We start from the raw sequence: 18,287 nt of genomic DNA on the forward strand, positions 1-18,287 counted from the left end.
TGCTCAAGGGGCCCGCCGGTTCGCCGCGCAGGCCCTTTTTGCCATTCGGGCCCCCGGTCGTGCGTGGGCTTGCCGCGCGCGCCTGGCGCGGGCTACGGCGCGGTATCGCGCAACGCGCTGTCGTCATCTACTTGCCGCGGCGCATGGCTATAATGCCCGCCATGCGCCGCTTCATTTTCCTGCTAATGATCGTTCTGCTGCCGCTCCAGTCCGTCTGGGCAAGCGCGGCGGCGTATTGCCAGCACGAAGCCGGCGCGGCCAAGGTCACGCACTTTGGCCATCACGAGCATGAGCATCGCGCGCCCGCCGACAAGCGGACCGACGGATCCCTGATCCCGGACCAGGACTGCATGATCTGCCACCTGATCGCGTGCCCCAGCGTGCTCCCCATCGCGCCGGCCGTCGCCGCCCCGTCCGCACGCCCTTATGCGCCGCCCGCCGTGACATTTACCGCCATGTCGGCCCGCGTCGCCGAGCCCGAACGCCCCAATTGGCTGCGTCTCGCCTGACCGGCGAGACGACGTCCTCCTGCCCGGCGCCTGCCTGACTTCGTCAGCACGCGTCCGCGCATAGACGGCCCCTGGCGCGGATCCCTTGATCCGCCTCGTCTCGCTTCCGACTGTCTTTGACTCTGGATGCGATGAATGACGCCTTGGTGGTTGCCGCCCGTGTGTGCGGCCTGCATGATTTTCCCTGCGCGAGTGGTCGCGCAACTGGCGCCTTCGGTGCCGGCTGCGACGCAGAACGCCGCGCCCGCCGCTGTACCCCTGATTCCTTCCGAACCCCTGACCCTTGCGCAGGCGCTTGAACGGGCGTCGGCTGGCAGCTTCTTCCTGTCCGCCGCCGCCCGCGATATCGATATTGCCGAGGGCGAGGCGATCCAGGCTGCCACGCGGCCCAATCCCGAAGTGGGCACGTCGATGGAAGACACCCGCCACGCGAGCCGCGTCACGACCGCGCAGATCGGCCTGCCGATCGAGCTGGGCGGCAAGCGCGCCGCCCGGATGACGGCGGCCGATGCGAGCCGCGATCTGGCGCGCGCGCAGTTCAACGTGGCGCGGGCGCAATTGCGGGCCGAGGTGATCGGCGCGTTCTTTGCGATCCTGATCGCGCAGGAACGTATCCGCCTCAGTCAGGCATCCGTGGACCTGGCCAGCCAGGGCTCACGCATTGCGGGCCGGCGGGTGGAGGCCGGCAAGATCTCTCCGGTCGACGCCACCAAGGCAGGGGTGGAGCAGGCCAATGCCGAACTTGCGCTGGCGGAAGGCCGCGCCGCGCTACAGGTGGCGCGCGATGGCCTGGTGTCCTTGTGGGGCAACGCGCCCACGGCCTTTGGTGACGTGGGGGCGTGCTCGATGACCTGCCCGAGCGGCCGCCGGTCGAGGCATTGCTGCAGGCGCTGGCCGACTCGCCCGACGTGGTCGCCAGCCAGCGGGAGTTGGATCGCCTGCGCGCGCAGGTCGACGTGGAACGCACGCGCCGCTATCCCGACGTGACCTTCAACGTGGGGGCGCGTCGCAATAACGAACTGGGCCTGACGCAGGCCCTGGTGGGCGTGTCGATTCCTATCCCGGTGTTCGACCGCAACCAAGGCAATCTGTACCAGGCGCTGAGCCGGGCCGATCAGGCGCGTGACCAGCAGCAGGTACTGGCCGCGCGGCTGGGCTTCGAATTGCGCCGCGCGTCGGCCGCGTTGACGGTGTCGCGCGAGTCGGCCAGCACCTTGCGCACGGCGATCCTGCCCGCCGCCCAGCAGGCTTTTGACGCCGCCACGCGCGGCTTCGAAGCCGGCAAGTTCAGTTTTCTTGAAGTGCTCGACAGCCAGCGCACCCTGTTCCAGGCCCGTGCGCGCTATCTCGACCAGCTGGCCAGCGCCTATCAGGCCGCCGCCACCATAGACCGCATTCTGGGTCGCTAAGGACACCTTACATGGCAATCTCAAACACACAACGGGCCGCCATGGCGGCCGTGATCCTGGTCGGCGTCCTGGCGGGCGCCGCCATCCTGTTCAGCGGACGCGACCACGGCCATGAGGACGGGCCCGATGATCACGGACATGACGAGCCCGCCACGCAGACGAACCCCGTGCAAGGCGAACGTGACGCGGTGACCCTCACCCCGTCGGGCAGGCCTGCGGCCGCGCCAGACGCCGCCGCGGCAACGCCGCGTTCGGGCCAGCCCGGCGGTGGTCCGGGCAGCAGCGCGCCCGCTGCCGACGCTCATGCCGGCGACGCCGTCAGGCTCAGTCCGGCGCAGCTATCCGCCTCCGGCGTCACGATCGCCACGGCCGGTCCGGCCACGGTGCAGGACGCCACCGAATTCCCGGGCGAAATCAAATTCAACGACGACATGACCGCGCACGTGGTGCCGCGCGTGGGGGAGTCGTCGAACGCGTGCCGGCCAGCATCGGGCAGCAGGTCAGGAAGGGGAGGTGCTGGCCGTGATCGCCAGTCCAGGCGTGTCCGACATGCGCAGCGAACTGCAGGCCGCACAACGCCGGCTGGATCTGGCGCAGCGGCTGCATCAGCGTGAAAAGACCCTGTTCGAAGAAAAGATCTCGGCCGAGCAGGACTACCTTCAGGCCACCACGGCGCTGCAGGAATCGCAGATTGCGGTGCGCAACGCGACGGAAAAGCTGGCTGCCATCGGCGCGCAACGTGGCGGCGCCCAACTGAACCAGTACGAGCTGCGTGCGCCTTTCGACGGCGTCATCGTCGAAAAGCATATTTCGCTGGGCGAGGCGGTGGCCGACAACGCCACGGTTTTCACGCTGTCCGACCTGCGCTCGGTCTGGGCTGAGTTTGTCGTCTCGGCCCAGGACCTGGGACGGGTGCGGGTAGGACAGCAGGCCAGCATCCACGCCGCGGCGTTCAACGCCCAGGCCGCCGGCAGGGTGTCCTATATCGGGTCGCTGCTGGGCCAACAGACTCGCACGGCCACGGCCCGCGTCACGCTGGCCAATCCGGATATGGCCTGGCGGCCGGGCCTGTTCGTGACGGTGCGTGCGCTGGTCGATCGGGTCACGGCACCGGTTGCCGTCGAAGTCGCCGCGATCCAGACGGTGGACGACAAGCCGTCGGTGTTCGTGGTCGATGGCGACGCCCTGCGCGCGCGGCCGGTCACGGTGGGCCGGTCGTCGTCCACCCATGTCGAGATCGTCAGTGGCCTGCAGGCGGGTGAGCGGTATGCGTCGGGCAACAGCTTCGTGCTGAAGTCGGAGCTGGGCAAGTCCAGCGCCGAACACACCCATTGAACGGAGCAGGCATGTTCGAAAAACTGATCCGTTTCGCCATCGATCAGCGATGGCTGGTCATGCTGGGCGTGGCGCTCGTCGCGGCGCTGGGCGTGTACAACGCCACCCGCCTGCCCATCGATGCCGTTCCCGACATCACCAATGTGCAGGTCCAGATCAACACGTCGGCGCCGGGCTACTCACCGCTGGAAACCGAACAGCGGGTCAGCTATCCGGTCGAGATCGCCCTGGCCGGGTTGCCTGGCCTGCAACAGACCCGGTCGCTGTCGCGTTATGGCCTGTCGCAAGTCACCGCCATCTTTGAAGACGGCACGGACATTCACGCCGCGCGGCAATGGGTCAACCAGCGCCTGCAAGAGGCTGTTGCCCAGCTGCCGGTGGGCGTGGTCCCGGCCATGGGGCCGATTTCCACCGGGCTGGGCGAAATCTATCTGTGGACGGTGGAAGCCGAGAAGGACGCCAGGAAGCCGGATGGATCGGCCTACACGCCCACCGACCTGCGCGAGATCCAGGATTGGGTGATCAAGCCGCAACTGCGAAACGTGCCCGGCGTGACCGACATCAACACCATTGGCGGCTACGCCAAGGAATACCACGTCGCCCCGAGTGTGGATCGCCTGTCGTCGTACGGTCTGACCTTGCAGGATGTGGTGACGGCGCTGAGCCGCAACAACGACAACCGCGGCGCGGGCTACATCGAAAAGCAGGGCGAACAATACCTGGTGCGCGCGCCGGGCCAGGTCCGGACCGAAGACGACATTCGCGACATTCTGGTGGGCCGCGCGCAAGGCCAGCCGATTCGCATCCGCGACGTCGCGCAAGTGGGCATCGGACGCGAACTGCGCACCGGCGCCGCAACCGAGAATGGCGCCGAGGTGGTGCTTGGCACGGTGTTCATGCTGATCGGTGAAAACAGCCGCACGGTATCGCGCGCGGTCGATCGCAAGATGGCGGACATCAATCAGACGCTGCCGAAGGGCGTCAAGGCGGTGACTGTGTATGACCGCACGGTGCTGGTGAACAAGGCGATCGCCACCGTGCGGACCAACCTGCTGGAAGGGGCGGCGCTGGTGATTGCCGTGCTGTTCGTGTTCCTGGGCAACCTGCGGGCGGCCCTGATCACGGCCATGATCATTCCGCTGTCGATGCTGTTCACCTTCAGCGGCATGGTCACGTACCGCATCAGTGCGAACCTGATGAGCCTGGGCGCGCTGGACTTCGGCATCATCGTCGATGGCGCGGTCGTCATCGTTGAAAACTGCGTGCGTCGGCTGGCCCATGCGCAGCAGGCGCGGGGCCGCGGCCTGACCTTGCAGGAACGTTTCGACGAAGTGTTCAAGGCTGCCCGCGAGGCGCGCCGGCCCTTGTTGTACGGGCAGCTGATCATCATGGTCGTGTACCTGCCGATCTTTGCGCTGACGGGCGTGGAAGGCAAGATGTTCCACCCCATGGCGTTCACGGTGGTGCTGGCCCTGGTCGGCGCCATGCTGCTGTCCCTGACCTTCGTGCCGGCGGCCGTCGCACTGTTCATCGGCAACCGGGTCGTTGAAAAGGACAACCGGTTGATGCAGGCTGCGGCGCGCGCGTACCGCCGGGGGCTGGAGACGGCGCTGACCCAGGGCCCCGTCGTGCTGACGATCGCGGCGGTGGCGATCGCGCTATCCGTCATCATGGCCAGCCGCCTGGGCAGCGAGTTCATTCCCAATCTGGACGAAGGCGACATTGCCATCCAGGCGCTGCGGATTCCTGGCACCAGCCTGACGCAGTCGGTGGCCCTGCAGCAGCAACTGGAACGGCGCCTGGTGGACCGCTTTCCCGAGATCGACCGGGTGTTCGCGCGCACGGGTACGGCCGAGGTGGCGTCGGACCCCATGCCGCCCAACATTTCCGACGGCTACATCATGCTCAAGCCGCGCGATCAATGGCCCGCGCCCCGCAAGACGCGCGCCGAGCTGCTGGCCGCGATTCAGCAAGAGGCGGCGCAGGTGCCCGGCAATGCCTACGAGTTCTCGCAGCCCATCCAGTTGCGCTTCAATGAGCTGATCTCGGGCGTGCGCAGCGACGTCGCGGTCAAGGTGTTCGGCGATGATCAGGCGGTGCTGAACCGCACGGCCAACGCGATCGCCGCGACGCTGCAGCGCGTGCCCGGCGCGACCGGCGTGAAGGTCGAGCAGACCACGGGCCTGCCCATGCTGACCGTCAACATCGATCGGCAAGCGGCGGCGCGTTACGGCCTGAACCTGGCCGACGTGCAGTTCGCGATCGGCACCGCCATTGGCGGACAGGAAGCCGGGACCTTCTTCCAGGGGGACCGGCGCTTTGCCATCGTGGTTCGCCTGCCCGAAAGCACCCGCGCAGACCTGGACGCCATGCGCCGCCTGCCGATCGCGTTGCCGGCAGGCGCGGGCGGTCCGACCACCTTCCTGCCCCTTGGCGAAATCGCCAGTTTCGACCTGGCTCCCGGGCCCAACCAGGTGTCACGCGAAGACGGCAAACGCCGGGTGGTGGTCAGCACCAACGTCACCGGCCGGGACATCGGTTCGTTCGTGACCGAAGCCGAAGCGGCGATCCGCGCGCAGGTCACGGTGCCGCCCGGCTACTGGACAGGGTGGGGCGGCACCTTCGAACAGTTGCAATCCGCAACCGCCCGGCTGATGTGGGTGGTGCCCGCGGCGCTGGCCCTTGTGTTCGTGATCCTGTTCGCCATGTTCGGCAACCTGAAAGACGGGCTGATCGTGTTCACGGGCATTCCATTTGCGTTGACGGGCGGCATCCTGGCGCTGTACCTGCGCGATCTGCCGCTGTCGATCACCGCGGCGGTCGGCTTCATCGCGCTGTCGGGGGTGGCCGTGCTCAACGGGTTGGTCATGCTGTCCTTCATCCGTGGCTTGCGGGAAGCCGGGCATGCGCTGGACGAGGCCATTCGTGAAGGGGCAGCCACGCGCTTGCGGCCGGTGCTGATGACGGCCCTGGTCGCGTCCTTGGGTTTCGTGCCCATGGCCCTGGCCACCGGCACGGGTGCCGAGGTGCAACGGCCCCTGGCGACGGTCGTGATCGGAGGCATCCTGTCATCGACGGCGCTGACCCTGTTCGTGCTGCCGGTACTGTATCGATGGGCGCATGGCCGGCGGGGCGGCGGGTAAACTCCCCGCTGCCCTGTATTTCCTGGATGCACCCCCATGTCCGTGACGAGTCCAAGCTCCATCGAACTGCTGGCGACGGCACTGTTTGCCATCGCCATCCTGCACACCTTTTCGGTGCCGGTGTTCGCGCGCCTGGCGCACAAAGACGGCCCGCATGCCGGCTTCTGGCATCTGATGTCCGAAGTGGAAGTGGTGTTTGGCGTGTGGGCATTCGTTCTGATCGTGGGCATGGCCCTGCTCGCAGGCACGGCCACCACGGTCCAATACATGGACACTCGCAACTTTACCGAGCCGCTGTTCGTGTTCGCCATCATGGTGATCGCCGCCAGCCGGCCCATCCTGGACCTGGTCATGGATGCGGTGGCGGGGATCGCGGCGCGGGTGCCGGCGCATCGCGCGGTTGTCACTTACTTCATTACGCTGTCCGTGGTGCCGCTGCTTGGATCGCTGATCACCGAACCCGCCGCCATGACCCTGGCCGCCATCATGCTGCGCGACACGGCCTTTCGCCGTATCCATGACACGCGCTTCCAGTACCTGACCCTGGGCGTATTGTTCGTCAACATCTCGATCGGAGGTGTGCTGACCGCCTACGCCGCGCCGCCGGTGCTCATGGTGGCGTCCACCTTCGGCTGGGACTCGACCTTCATGGCGACCCATTTCGGCTGGCGGGCCGCATGCGCCGTCGTACTGAACGCCGCCGTCGCCACGCTGCTGTTCCGCGGCCTGATCACGCAGCACGTCCCGGCCAAGCTGGAAGTGCATCGCCACGCCATTCCCATGGCGGTCGCCGCCGTGCACCTGCTGTTCCTGATCGGCGTGGTGCTGTTCGCCCATCACCCGGCCATTTTCATGGGGCTCTTCCTGCTGTTCATCGGCTACACCACGGCCTACAGCCGCTTCCAGGACCGGCTGATGATCAAGGAAGGCCTGATGGTCGGCTTTTTCCTGGCCGGGCTGATCGTGCTGGGCGGGCTGCAGAAATGGTGGCTGCAGGATCTGCTGGGCAGCCTGTCGCCCCTGGCGCTGTATTGGGGCGCGACGATCCTGACGGCCGTGACCGACAACGCCGCGCTGACCTACCTGGGGTCCCTCGTCGAAGGCAGCAGCGAAGCCTGGCGCTACATGCTGGTGGCGGGGGCCGTGACGGGCGGGGGCCTGACCGTGATCGCCAATGCGCCCAACCCGGCTGGCTTCTCGATCCTGAAGCCGACCTTTGCCGGCGGCACCATTTCGCCACTGAACCTGTTGCTCGGCGCATTGGGGCCGACAGGGATCGCGGCCCTGTTCTTTCTGCTGCCCGTGTAGATGTTTTGCCGCACTGCCGCGCAAGGCGCGCTAAATACCGAAAAAGTCGCTAAAATTCAAGGCTTTGGTCGATTTCCCCGCAGGGGGTTGGCCAGCGATGGTTGTGGCGCTCGATATCCGGGCGCGCCTGGAGTTCTGGTAATGCCTATCTACGCCTATAAATGCAGCAACTGCGGCTTTGAAAAAGATGCCCTGCAGAAGATGTCCGATGCCCCGCTGACCGACTGCCCGTCCTGTGGCGAGCCCGCGCTCAAGAAACAGGTCACGGCGGCTGGCTTCCAGCTCAAGGGATCGGGTTGGTACGTGACCGATTTCCGCAATGGCAATGGCGCGGGCAACAAGCCCGCCACGGGCGTTGCGCCGGCCACCGGCGGCGAAGCCGCCGGCGCCAAGACCGATGCGGCCGCACCGGCTGCGTCCGACAGCAAGTCGTCGTCCGACGGCAGCAGTGGCGGCACGTCCACCGCCGCGGCGCCTGCTGCTGCGCCGGCCAAGCCCGCGGCGACGGGGTCGTGAACGTCTAACTGGAACTGCTTGTGCTCAAACGTTATTTCATTACCGGCCTGCTCGTCTGGATTCCCATTGTCATCACCCTGTGGGTGCTGGGCATGGTGGTCTCGACGTTCGAGTCGGTGGTGCCGGGTTTCCTGACCTCGGAAGCCCTGTTCGGTCGCCACATTCCGGGTTTCGGTTTTGCGCTGGTGGTGCTGGTCGTCGTATTGACCGGGCTGTTCACCGCCAACCTGCTGGGCCGCAAGCTGTTCGAGATCTGGGAAAGCCTTCTCAGCCGGATCCCGCTGGTGCGGACCATCTACAACTCGGTCAAGCAGGTCAGCGACACGGTGCTGGCCCCGAATGGGCAGGCGTTTCGCAAGGCGGTCCTGTTCCAGTATCCCCGCGCGGGCTCGTGGACGATCGGTTTCCTGACCGGTTCGCCCGGTGGAGAAGTCGCATCGTTGCTGCCGGGTGAGCATGTCAGCGTGTATATTCCGACGACGCCGAATCCGACGTCGGGGTTCTTTTTGATGGTGCCGCGTTCCGAAGTGTTCGAACTCAACATGAGTGTGGACGCGGCCTTGAAGTACATCGTGTCGATGGGAGTGGTCGCGCCGGGCGGTTTGCCGGCGCGCGGTAATTGACGCGGCCCTGCGCCGAGGTGCGCCGCCTGAAGCGAGCGCCCCGGCCCGATCGCCGCGGATTCAGTCACCCCGCAACCCCCTTGTCGACCTCTTCCCCTATTTAGACGGAGATTCCATGCGTACCTGCTATACCGGCCAGGTCTCGAGCGAGCACCTCGGACAAATCGTGACCCTGTTTGGCTGGGTGCATCGTCGCCGAGACCACGGCGGCGTCATCTTCATCGATCTGCGCGATCGTGAAGGCCTTGCCCAGATCGTTTGCGATCCCGATCGTGTCGACACCTTCCAGATCGCCGAGCGCCTGCGCAACGAATTCTGCGTCAGCATTACCGGCCTGGTGCGCAAGCGCCCCGAAGGCACGACCAACGCCAGCCTGAAATCCGGCGAAGTGGAAATCCTGGCGCACGACATCGACATCCTGAACGCCTCGGTGCCGGTGCCTTTCCAGCTGGACGACGACAACCTGTCGGAAACGACCCGCCTGACGCATCGCGTGCTCGACCTGCGCCGTCCGCAAATGCAGCAGAACCTGATGCTGCGCTATCGCGTGTCGATCGAAGTACGCAAGTACCTGGACCAGTTGGGCTTCATCGACATCGAAACGCCGATGCTGACCAAAAGCACGCCCGAAGGTGCGCGCGACTACCTGGTGCCGTCGCGGGTCAACGCCGGCCAGTTCTTCGCGCTGCCGCAGTCGCCCCAGCTGTTCAAGCAGCTGTTGATGGTGTCCGGCTTCGACCGCTACTACCAGATCGTGAAGTGCTTCCGCGACGAAGACCTGCGGGCCGACCGTCAGCCCGAATTCACGCAGATCGACTGCGAGACCTCGTTCCTGAACGAACAGCAGATCCGCGACATCTTCGAAGACATGATCCGTCACGTCTTCAAGACCGTGAAGAACGTCGACCTGGCCAACCCGTTCCCGGTCATGCCGTGGACCGAAGCCATGCACCGCTTCGGTTCCGACAAGCCCGACCTGCGCGTCTCGCTCGAATTCACCGACCTGACCGACATCATGAAAGATGTCGACTTCAAGGTGTTCGCCGGCGCGGCCAACAGTGAAGGCGGCCGCGTCGTGGCGCTGCGCGTCCCCGGCGGTGGCGACATGAGCCGCAGCGAAATCGATGCCTACACGCAGTTCGTCGGCATCTACGGCGCGCGTGGCCTGGCCTGGATCAAGGTCAACGACCTGGCCAAGGGCCGTGAAGGCCTGCAATCGCCGATCGTCAAGAACATTCACGACACCGCGCTGAACGCGGTGCTGGAGCGCTCGGGCGCCCAGAACGGCGACATCATCTTCTTCGGCGCCGACAAGGCCAAGGTCGTGAACGATGCGATCGGCGCGCTGCGCATCAAGATCGGCCACAGCGAGTTCGGCCGCAAGCAGGGCCTGATGGCCGTGGGCGAATGGCGTCCGCTGTGGGTCGTCGACTTCCCGATGTTCGAGTACGACGAAGAAGCCGGCCGCTACACCGCCGCCCACCACCCCTTCACGGCCCCGAAAGATGGCCACGAAGACCTGCTGACCACCAACCCTGCCGCGGCGCTGGCCAAGGCCTACGACATGGTGCTGAACGGTTGGGAAATCGGTGGCGGCTCGGTCCGTATCCATCGTGAAGAAGTGCAGAGCAAGGTGTTCCGCGCACTGAAGATCGATGCCGAAGAAGCCCAGCTCAAGTTCGGCTTCCTGCTCGACGCCCTGCAATACGGCGCGCCGCCGCATGGTGGCATCGCCTTCGGCCTGGACCGCATCGTCACGATGATGACCGGCGCCGAATCGATCCGCGACGTGATCGCCTTCCCGAAGACGCAACGCGCCCAGGACCTGCTCACGCAGGCCCCGTCCGCCGTCGACGAGAAGCAGCTGCGCGAACTGCACATCCGCCTGCGCATGCCCGAGGTCAAGACCGCCGGCTGATCGGCGCTTCTCCTCCAGGGTGAAAGAACCCGTCCTGCCGTCTGGCAGGGCGGGTTTTTTACGGTTGTCCAAAACGACAAAGGCCAGTCATGTCACCCGAACATCACAGCGGACTCGCGCCTCTGGAGTTCAAGATGGAACAGACTGACCTCGGTGGTACTGCAACTGCTACTGCTACTGCAACATCGACAACAACTACGACTGCCTGAACATCGACTTCTGTACTGACTTCACTGCATGTGCACGACGTGGGTCATGCATCCGTGCGCCGCATTGGCAGCTTGCGGATCGGCGTTCAGCCGCGGGGAGCAGTGCGGCCAGGAACAGGATAGGTCGCGTTGTTGAAGTAGTAGCCGTCAGCCTTCGACTGCAGCAGTTGTTGCTTGGTCTGGGCGTACGACGTGTCGCTGTCGGTGCTCATGGGCAGCAGGCCATACAGATCGCCGTCGACCACTTCACCGCGGGCCTTGGCTTGCATCAGTTCCTGATGGACCTGGGCGGCGCTGACCTGGCTGTTTTGCGAGGTGGACGAGGCGTAGGGGTATTCGCCGGTGCGGTTGATTTCCTGGGCTTGGGCGCCGAAAGCGGCAAGGCCGATCAGGGTGGCCGACAGGGCGCTGATAACGTGGGTCTTGGTCATGATCTATCTCTCAATGTGGTTGGAAAGGGGTCGGTGCAGATGGCTGCTTGGTGACCGTGAGAGAATGATCTGCCTGTTCTGAGTATATTGGAAATAGATTGGGCGTATTCAAGCTATACGCCCAAGTGATACCAGAACTGTGAACAAAGCGCGCAACCGGCGGTCAACGCGCGCCTTCCGCTTCGTCCACCAACGCATCGGCCTGCACTGTCAGGCTGTCCACCAGCGCCTTCAGCACCGGGTCCTTCAACGCGGCCTGCCGCACCAGGACGCCGATCTCGCGATGCAGCGCCGGGCCGGGCAGGTCCAGCACGCGCACCCGTTCCCCTCGGACCCCGGCCAGCAAGCCAGGCAGGATCGCACAACCCAAGCCTTCGCGCACCATGCGCAAGATGACGGCGGGCTCGTCCAGTTCCATGATGTCGTTCACCTGCAGCCGCTGCCGTTTCAGGAACTGGTCGACCGGCTGCCCGCCATACGATCGGCGGTTGTACCGGATGAAGGGCAGCGTACGCAGCAGCGCGTCGAGCGTGCCGCGGCTGCGCAGCGGGGCAATCGCAACGTACGGCTCCTGCATCAGCGGCAGCCATTTCAGGTCTTTCGGGATGCCCAGGTTCGGCTTGATCATGACGGCGGCATCCAGTTCCTGCGCATCGATCTGCGACAGCAATTGCACGGACATGCCCGGCAGCACATTCACGTGCACGCCGGGATAGGCGTCGCGGAACGCCCGCAGCGCGCGGGGCAGCAGACCGATCTGCGCGGTGGATATCGCCCCGATGGCAATGGGCGTGCTGGCCACGCGCGCGTGGCCGCCCTTGAGCGAGTCGTACAGGTCCAGGATCCGTTCGGCCGCGGCCAGTGCCTGCCGGCCCTGCGCGTTGAGCGCGACCGATTTGCCGGCGCGGTCGAACAGGGTGTAGCCCAGGTCGTCTTCCAGGCGCTTGATCTGCGTGCTGACGGCCGACTGGGTCAGGCCCAGCCGGTCGCCCGTGGCCGAAAACGAGGCCGTCTGCGCGGCGGTGGCAAAGGTTCTGAGATAGCGTATCACTTATCGAACTTCCTGGGGCTAAGGCTAGAAAATATTCGTTTCATATTAAGAGTTACGCTAACTACAATCCATATCTTTCCCGACCTTTCAGCGAGCACTTCATGGCGAACATTCCGTTGTTTCATCTGGCATTCCCGGTCGACAGCCTGGCGCAAGCCCGCGCCTTCTACGGCGAACTTCTGGGCTGTCCCGAAGGTCGAAGCTCCGACGCCTGGGTGGACTTCGACTTCTATGGTCATCAGATCGTGGCCCACCTGTCGCCCGGCGAAGCCCGCAGCGCAAAGACCAGCGAGGTCGACGACCATGCCGTGCCGGTTCGTCACTTCGGTGCCATCCTGTCAATGGAACAGTGGGACGCGCTGGCCGACAAGCTGCGCGCCGCCGGCACCAAATTCGTCATCGAACCCTATGTGCGCTTCAAGGGCGAAGTGGGCGAACAGGCTACTATGTTCTTTATGGATCCCTCGGGCAACGCTCTCGAATTCAAGGCTTTCGGCGACATGAGCCAGGTCTTTGCAAAGTAAGTTCGCATTGGCTTTTCGCGGCGTTGGCTTCACTGTTTTTGTGTTTGTGTAAGGAAACGCCGCAATGTTGCGCTCTTCTCGTGTCCTGCTCGCCTGTGCCGCCCCCATGGGCGCTTCGGGCGTCATCTTTGCAGCCATGGCCACCCATCTGCAGGGCGGCGGCACGCTCTCCACCGCGGCATTGTTCCTCTTGATGCACGCCTGCGCCGTCCTTGGCGTCGCGGCGCTGCTTCCCCATGTCGAAGGCGGCCGGCGCGCCCTGTGTGTGGCAGGCGCCTTGCTCGTGGCGGGCACCTTTCTCTTCTCGGGCGACCTCGTCCTGCGCCAGTTGGCGGGCATGAAGCTGCTGTGGGGCACTGCGCCGTTCGGCGGCGGCATGATGATCGTCGGCTGGCTTGCCGCCGCCGTTCCCGTGTTGTTCGACAAGCGGGTGCGCGCCACCTGACTGGCGCCTGACATGTTGAATCCGGTAACCACACTGCCGCGCAGGGTGGCCCGCGGTGCCTCTAGAATCGATCATCAGATTTGAGGCAACACCGCCATGTCCATCGTCAGAGTCGTCAGCTACAACATCCACAAAGGGATGTCGGCCATGGGCGGACGTGAGTCCGGCCAGGATCTTCGCCTGGGTCTGCACGGCCTGCGCGCCGACCTGGCGTTCCTGCAGGAAGTGCAGGGGCGCAACGACCGCCGCGGCACCCTGAACGCCCAGCACGAAATGCTGGCTGCGGCGCTCCGGCTCGAAGCCGCCTACGGCCGCAATGCCATCCGGCGGGATACCGACCACGGCAACGCGCTGCTGTCGCGTTTTCCCATTCTGTCGCATCACAACGAAGACATCTCCGACCATCGCCTGGAGCAGCGCGGCCTGCTGCACGCTACGGTCAAGGTCGCGGATCATGAAGTGCATTGCTTCGTGGTGCACCTGGGGCTGTTCGCGGCCGGGCGGTCCCGCCAGATCGAAGCGCTGGTCGCCCGCATCGGCAGCCTGGTGCCGTCGCATTGCCCCATCCTGATCGCCGGCGACTTCAACGACTGGACCAATGTGCTGTCCAAAGTGCTGGTGGAAAAGCTGGGCGTGCATGAAGTGTTCGCGACGGCTCCGCGCGGCCAGAGCACCGAACTGCCGCGACTGCGCGATTCCGCACGGGTACTGGGGCAGATGCTGAAAGACCGCAACCTGTCGCCGCTGCGCCAGGGCATCGGCGCGCAGCCGCTGCGTATCGGTGCCGGCGGCGCCTTCCAGGCGCCGCGTCCGCCGCGCACCTTCCCGGCCGTGTTCCCGTGGCTGCGCCTGGATCGCATCTACCAGCGGGGATTTTCGGTGCGCCATGCCAGCGTCCTGCATGGCCGGCCCTGGACGCGTTTGTCGGACCATGCTCCGTTGCTGGCGGAACTGGAATTGCCTTAAGGAAAAAGGCGGGACTACGCCGCCGGCGCCCGCAACTTCCCGCCCTTGCGTGCCGCGCTGACGATCGACGATGCGATCGTGAACACCACGGCCAGTGTCAGCGCCCCCGTCGGCCCGTGCGATGGCAAGGCCGTGAACGCCAGTGCCGTCAGCGCCGCGCCCCATGCCATTCCGAACTGCCGCGCCGTGGCCTGCAGGCCACCCGCGCCGCCGCTGCGCGCGCGCGGCGCCGCCGTCAGCATCACCCGGTTGTTGGGCGTCTGGAACATGCCGAAACCGGCGCCGGCCACGGCCATGCATCCCATCAGCAGCCCATTGGGGACCGATGCGGGCAGCAGGATCAGCGTCGTCAACGACAGCCCGAGCAATGCCGTGCCGATGGAACACAGCACCGACGGCGAAATCATTTCCGATACCCGGCCCGACACGGGCGCGGCGATGGCCACGGCCAGCGGCCACGGCATCATCAACAGACCGGTTTCGAGCTGGCTGCGGCCCATGGCCTGCTGGAAGTAGAACGGCAGCGAAATGAACGCTGCGGTCTGCGCCGAGAACGCGCATACCGACGCCCCGATCGAAAACGCGAACACCCGGATCCGCAGCAGGTCCAGCGGCAGCAAAGGCACGGCGCGGGGCAACTCGCGCCGGATCAACAGGAAGCCGGCCACGGCGGATGCGGCCAGGGTCATCATGGCAGTGCCGAAATCGGACAGCAGGTGGTCGACGCCGTAGATCAGCAGTCCGAAAAACAGGGCGCTGAGCAAGGCGCTGAGCCAGTCGAACGCGCGCTTGGCGTGTTCCGTGACCGGCTGATGCTTCACGCCCAGCGTCAGCACGGCGATGCCGATGGGCACATTGACGGCGAACAGCCAGGGCCAGGATGCCACCGACAGGATCAGCGACCCGATCACGGGTCCGGCGGCCGACGAGCAGGCCACGACCAGGGCGTTGAAGCCGATGGCGCGGCCGAACTGTTTCTGCGAATAGATGAAACGGAGCAGGGCGGGCGTGACGCTCATGGTGGCGGCGGCGCCCAGGCCTTGCAGCAGGCGAAAGCCGATCAGCACGTCGAACGAGCCTGAGATCGCGCAGCCGGCCGAGGCGGCCGTGAACAACGCCATTCCGACGGCAAAGACGCGCCGGTAGCCATAGATTTCGCCCAGCGACGAACATGGCAGCAGCCCCACCACGATGGCCAGTTGATACGCATTGACGATCCAGACCGCCTGCGCCGGAAGGATGCCAAGGTCGCGCGCGATGGTCGGCAATGCAATGTTGGTGATGGTCGCTTCAAGGACCGTCATCGCCATCCCTAACAGGGTCGCGGCGAGTGCCCAGTATTTACGCGGCGTGGGCAGGCCATCTGAGACTTGCATGGAATGAGAAGGCAGGGTCGGCGCCGCCACGGGCGACACCGCGCGGGTCAGCGGACCGGGAAATTGAAGTAAGTGTCGGGATAGGGTTCGTCCAGAAGGGTGAAGTGCCACCACTCTTCCTGCACGCCCGTGAACCCATGTTTGAGCATGAGCGTCTCGAGGAACTTCCGGTTATGTCGCACTTCTTCGGGAAGATCCGGATTGTCCGTGTGCGACTGTACATCAAAAAGGTCAAAGGGCGTCCCCATGTCCACCTCGCCATCGGGCAGCAGCGCGCCTCGCGTGGGACGGGCTACCGGGGCTGCGGCGGCCGTTTCCGGCAAGCGCAGCGGGGGCAGGGCCGTCAGGGTCAGGTCCACCGTGCTGCCGCGGCTGTGGCCCGACCGTTCCGCGATGAAGCCGCGGGCGAACAGCTGGTCTTTGGGTACGTTGGGATAGAAGGCCGCCTTGGCTTTCTGGTCGGCCGGATCCTTGGCCCAGGCAATGAAGTCGTCGACGGCCTGCTGCGGCCGGTAGCAGTCGAACACCTTGAGCGACAGGCCCGATGGCCGCAGTTCCCGCTGGATGTCGCGCAGCCGCTGCGCCGCGGGCAGGGTGAGGATGCACGTGGGCGCATGGTAGCCCCGCACCGGCCGCCCCAGGAAGTTGTTGCTGCCGTGGTAACGGACATCGAGCGGGATGGTCTGCTCGATATCGGTCAGGTGCACGAAACCGGCCGGGATCGACAGTTCGGGGCCGGGCTGGGCCTGCACAGGCGTCAGGGTTGCCGCGGATGTGAGCAGGGCGGCGGCCAGGCAGGCGCTGGCCGTGGAAGAAGGTCGTGTCATCACGGGATCCGCCATGCTGCGGCAGGGCGGTGTTGGTTCGATGCTGCATAGTAGGCGATCGCGGGTAATCCCGAGTCGGAGCAGGTATACTCGCCCCCGTCATTGGGGAGTAGCCTCCCTCCGCACCGGAGGGGCTTGCGTCAACATACTTGCTCGACACACGGGCATGGCGCAGGCGGTTCAGTCTTGGCGAGACCTTTGATCGTGCCGCATACCGGAAGGGCCGGGGTGTCCGCACGATCAATGGTTCTTATCGTCCGGCCCTCGGAGTCCCCTGCATGGAAGCGTTTCTCGTCTCGACCGGCATCGTCGCCCTGGCCGAGATCGGCGATAAGACCCAACTGCTCGCCCTGTTCCTGGCTGCCCGCTGGCGCCGCCCCTGGCCCATCATCCTGGGCATCCTTGCCGCCACCATCGTCAATCATGCGCTTGCCGGCGCCGTGGGCGCGTGGCTGACCAGCTTCATCGGCCCGCAGGCCCTGCGCTGGATTCTTGGCGTGTCGTTCATTGGCATGGCCGTCTGGATGATGATTCCCGACAAGCTCGACGATACCGATACCGGGTCCGGCCGCTTCGGCGTGTTCGGCACGACCCTGATCGCGTTCTTCCTGGCCGAGATGGGCGACAAGACCCAGATCGCCACCGTGGCCCTGGTCGCGCAGTTCCAGGCCTACACCGCGGTGGTTGCCGGCACGACGCTGGGCATGATGATCGCCAACGTTCCGGCCGTGATCCTGGGCGACAAAATGGCGCACAAGCTGCCGGTCAAGCTGGTGCATGGCATTGCCGCCTTCATCTTCGCCTGTCTTGGTGTGGTCGCCCTGATGGGCGGCCTGGGCTTCTGATGGCCTTCGGCTGCTGACGTCTCTCGGCGGCCGCCGACCCTGAGCGGCCTTATCCGGCCGTATCCGGCTTTACCCCGCTTCCCTTCGGCCCGGGAAAGGGGGTAATCTGCAAGGAAATAGCACGTTCGTTCTTTTTTCGTGCGATGCCCGTTTTTCCTGCTCTTCGCCCCGTCCCCTGCCATGCACGCGACACCGACCGCCAGCCGCAAGACAACGACCTCTTCCGAGCCCGACCGCGAGTCGCGGCACCGGAAGGGCGCCATGACGCGTGCGGCCATCCTGGACGCTGCCCTGCTGCTGTCGGCGCGAGAAGGGATGGAAGGGCTGACGCTGGGCATGCTGGCCGACGCCATGCAGATGAGCAAGAGCGGTGTCTATGCCCATTTCGGCTCGCGGGAAGACATGCAGGTGGCGGTGGTGCAGGAATACCGGCGCCGGTTCGAGCGGGATGTGTTCCTGCCCGCGATCGGCCAGCCGCGCGGGCTGCCCCGGCTCGAAGCCTTGTTCGGCAACTGGATCAAGCGGGTGTCGCACGAAATCGCGCAGGGCTGCATCTACATCGGCGGCGCCGTCGAATACGACGATCGCAGCGGGCCGGTGCGGGCCGCCCTGATCGAGTCGGTTGGCCTGTGGCGGTCCGCCTTGCTGCGCGCCTGCAAGCAGGCGATCACCGAAGGCCACCTGCGTGCCGGCACCGACCCGCAACAACTGCTGTTCGAAATGTATGGACTGATCCTGGTGCTGCACCACGATTCCCGCTTCCTTAAGCTGCCGGGCTGCGTCAAGCGCGCGACCGACGGTTTTTTGCGGTTGATCGATGCCTACCGGGCGCACTGAACCCATTGCTGCAAT

19 protein-coding genes and 1 riboswitch are annotated in these 18,287 nt (G+C 65.5%); of the genes, 15 read left to right on the top strand and 4 right to left on the bottom strand.

Features of this window, described 5'->3' with window-relative positions:
• Positions 1-143: 143 nt before the first annotated feature.
• The 10 genes from czcI (at position 144) to aspS (ending at position 10,761) form a co-directional block, all read left to right on the top strand.
• Complete coding sequence (gene czcI / locus ACNANG_RS16420; RefSeq protein ID WP_420223876.1) at positions 144-509, top strand: cation efflux protein, CzcI family; 366 nt, start codon at positions 144-146, stop codon at positions 507-509.
• A 135-nt stretch (positions 510-644) separates the two neighbouring features.
• Positions 645-1,496, top strand: coding sequence for a TolC family protein (locus ACNANG_RS16425; RefSeq protein WP_420223877.1), 852 nt, complete (start codon positions 645-647; stop codon positions 1,494-1,496).
• Entirely contained in the window at positions 1,418-1,918 is a 501-nt protein-coding gene (locus ACNANG_RS16430; protein ID WP_420223878.1) for a TolC family protein, read from the top strand. Before ACNANG_RS16425 ends, ACNANG_RS16430 begins: the two co-directional genes overlap by 79 nt.
• An 11-nt stretch (positions 1,919-1,929) precedes the next feature.
• The gene (locus ACNANG_RS16435; protein ID WP_420223879.1) at positions 1,930-2,532 is read left to right on the top strand and encodes a hypothetical protein; all 603 of its coding nucleotides are present in this window, start codon (positions 1,930-1,932) and stop codon (positions 2,530-2,532) included.
• Positions 2,432-3,253: an efflux RND transporter periplasmic adaptor subunit gene (locus tag ACNANG_RS16440; RefSeq protein WP_420223880.1), complete on the top strand. Its 822-nt coding sequence runs from the start codon at positions 2,432-2,434 to the stop codon at positions 3,251-3,253. The genes ACNANG_RS16435 and ACNANG_RS16440 overlap by 101 nt, the downstream gene beginning before the upstream one ends.
• An 11-nt stretch (positions 3,254-3,264) precedes the next feature.
• Positions 3,265-6,396: an efflux RND transporter permease subunit gene (locus ACNANG_RS16445; protein ID WP_420223881.1), complete on the top strand. Its 3,132-nt coding sequence runs from the start codon at positions 3,265-3,267 to the stop codon at positions 6,394-6,396.
• A gap of 36 nt (positions 6,397-6,432) precedes the next feature.
• Positions 6,433-7,704: a putative Na+/H+ antiporter gene (locus ACNANG_RS16450; protein WP_420223882.1), complete on the top strand. Its 1,272-nt coding sequence runs from the start codon at positions 6,433-6,435 to the stop codon at positions 7,702-7,704.
• Between the two features lie 141 nt (positions 7,705-7,845).
• Complete coding sequence (locus tag ACNANG_RS16455; protein ID WP_420223883.1) at positions 7,846-8,220, top strand: FmdB family zinc ribbon protein; 375 nt, start codon at positions 7,846-7,848, stop codon at positions 8,218-8,220.
• Positions 8,221-8,234: 14 nt separating this feature from the next.
• Positions 8,235-8,843, top strand: coding sequence for a DUF502 domain-containing protein (locus ACNANG_RS16460; RefSeq protein ID WP_420227567.1), 609 nt, complete (start codon positions 8,235-8,237; stop codon positions 8,841-8,843).
• A 115-nt stretch (positions 8,844-8,958) separates the two neighbouring features.
• Positions 8,959-10,761 (top strand): aspartate--tRNA ligase, encoded by a 1,803-nt coding sequence (aspS, locus tag ACNANG_RS16465; protein ID WP_420223884.1) that lies wholly within the window; start codon positions 8,959-8,961, stop codon positions 10,759-10,761.
• A 295-nt stretch (positions 10,762-11,056) separates the two neighbouring features.
• On the opposite strand, the gene ACNANG_RS16470 is transcribed toward aspS, so the two are convergent.
• Positions 11,057-11,401, bottom strand: a complete 345-nt coding sequence (locus ACNANG_RS16470) for a DUF4148 domain-containing protein (protein ID WP_420223885.1) — start codon at positions 11,399-11,401, stop codon at positions 11,057-11,059.
• A 163-nt stretch (positions 11,402-11,564) separates the two neighbouring features.
• Positions 11,565-12,452: a LysR substrate-binding domain-containing protein gene (locus tag ACNANG_RS16475; protein WP_420223886.1), complete on the bottom strand. Its 888-nt coding sequence runs from the start codon at positions 12,450-12,452 to the stop codon at positions 11,565-11,567.
• 101 nt (positions 12,453-12,553) lie between these two features.
• Between ACNANG_RS16475 and ACNANG_RS16480 the strand changes: the two genes are divergently transcribed.
• The 3 genes from ACNANG_RS16480 (at position 12,554) to ACNANG_RS16490 (ending at position 14,387) form a co-directional block, all read left to right on the top strand.
• Positions 12,554-12,976: a VOC family protein gene (locus ACNANG_RS16480; RefSeq protein ID WP_189612816.1), complete on the top strand. Its 423-nt coding sequence runs from the start codon at positions 12,554-12,556 to the stop codon at positions 12,974-12,976.
• Between the two features lie 64 nt (positions 12,977-13,040).
• Entirely contained in the window at positions 13,041-13,421 is a 381-nt protein-coding gene (locus ACNANG_RS16485) for a DUF423 domain-containing protein (RefSeq protein WP_420223887.1), read from the top strand.
• 96 nt (positions 13,422-13,517) lie between these two features.
• On the top strand, positions 13,518-14,387 hold the full coding sequence (locus ACNANG_RS16490; RefSeq protein WP_420223888.1) for an endonuclease/exonuclease/phosphatase family protein: 870 nt from the start codon (positions 13,518-13,520) through the stop codon (positions 14,385-14,387).
• A 14-nt stretch (positions 14,388-14,401) separates the two neighbouring features.
• Here ACNANG_RS16490 and ACNANG_RS16495 read toward each other — a convergent pair whose 3' ends face one another.
• On the bottom strand, positions 14,402-15,691 hold the full coding sequence (locus ACNANG_RS16495) for an MFS transporter (RefSeq protein WP_420223889.1): 1,290 nt from the start codon (positions 15,689-15,691) through the stop codon (positions 14,402-14,404).
• 119 nt (positions 15,692-15,810) lie between these two features.
• A complete protein-coding gene (locus ACNANG_RS16500) occupies positions 15,811-16,590 on the bottom strand; it encodes a M15 family metallopeptidase (protein WP_420223890.1) in 780 nt (259 codons plus the stop codon).
• 92 nt (positions 16,591-16,682) lie between these two features.
• Positions 16,683-16,853, top strand: a riboswitch (yybP-ykoY riboswitch).
• A 15-nt stretch (positions 16,854-16,868) separates the two neighbouring features.
• Between ACNANG_RS16500 and ACNANG_RS16505 the strand changes: the two genes are divergently transcribed.
• Positions 16,869-17,435, top strand: coding sequence for a TMEM165/GDT1 family protein (locus ACNANG_RS16505; RefSeq protein WP_179584592.1), 567 nt, complete (start codon positions 16,869-16,871; stop codon positions 17,433-17,435).
• Between the two features lie 180 nt (positions 17,436-17,615).
• Positions 17,616-18,272: a TetR/AcrR family transcriptional regulator gene (locus ACNANG_RS16510; RefSeq protein WP_420223891.1), complete on the top strand. Its 657-nt coding sequence runs from the start codon at positions 17,616-17,618 to the stop codon at positions 18,270-18,272.
• Positions 18,273-18,287 lie beyond the last annotated feature (15 nt).

Origin of the sequence: Pigmentiphaga litoralis, from assembly GCF_048632615.1 — a bacterium.
Classification (GTDB): Bacteria; Pseudomonadota; Gammaproteobacteria; order Burkholderiales; family Burkholderiaceae_B; genus Pigmentiphaga; species Pigmentiphaga litoralis_B.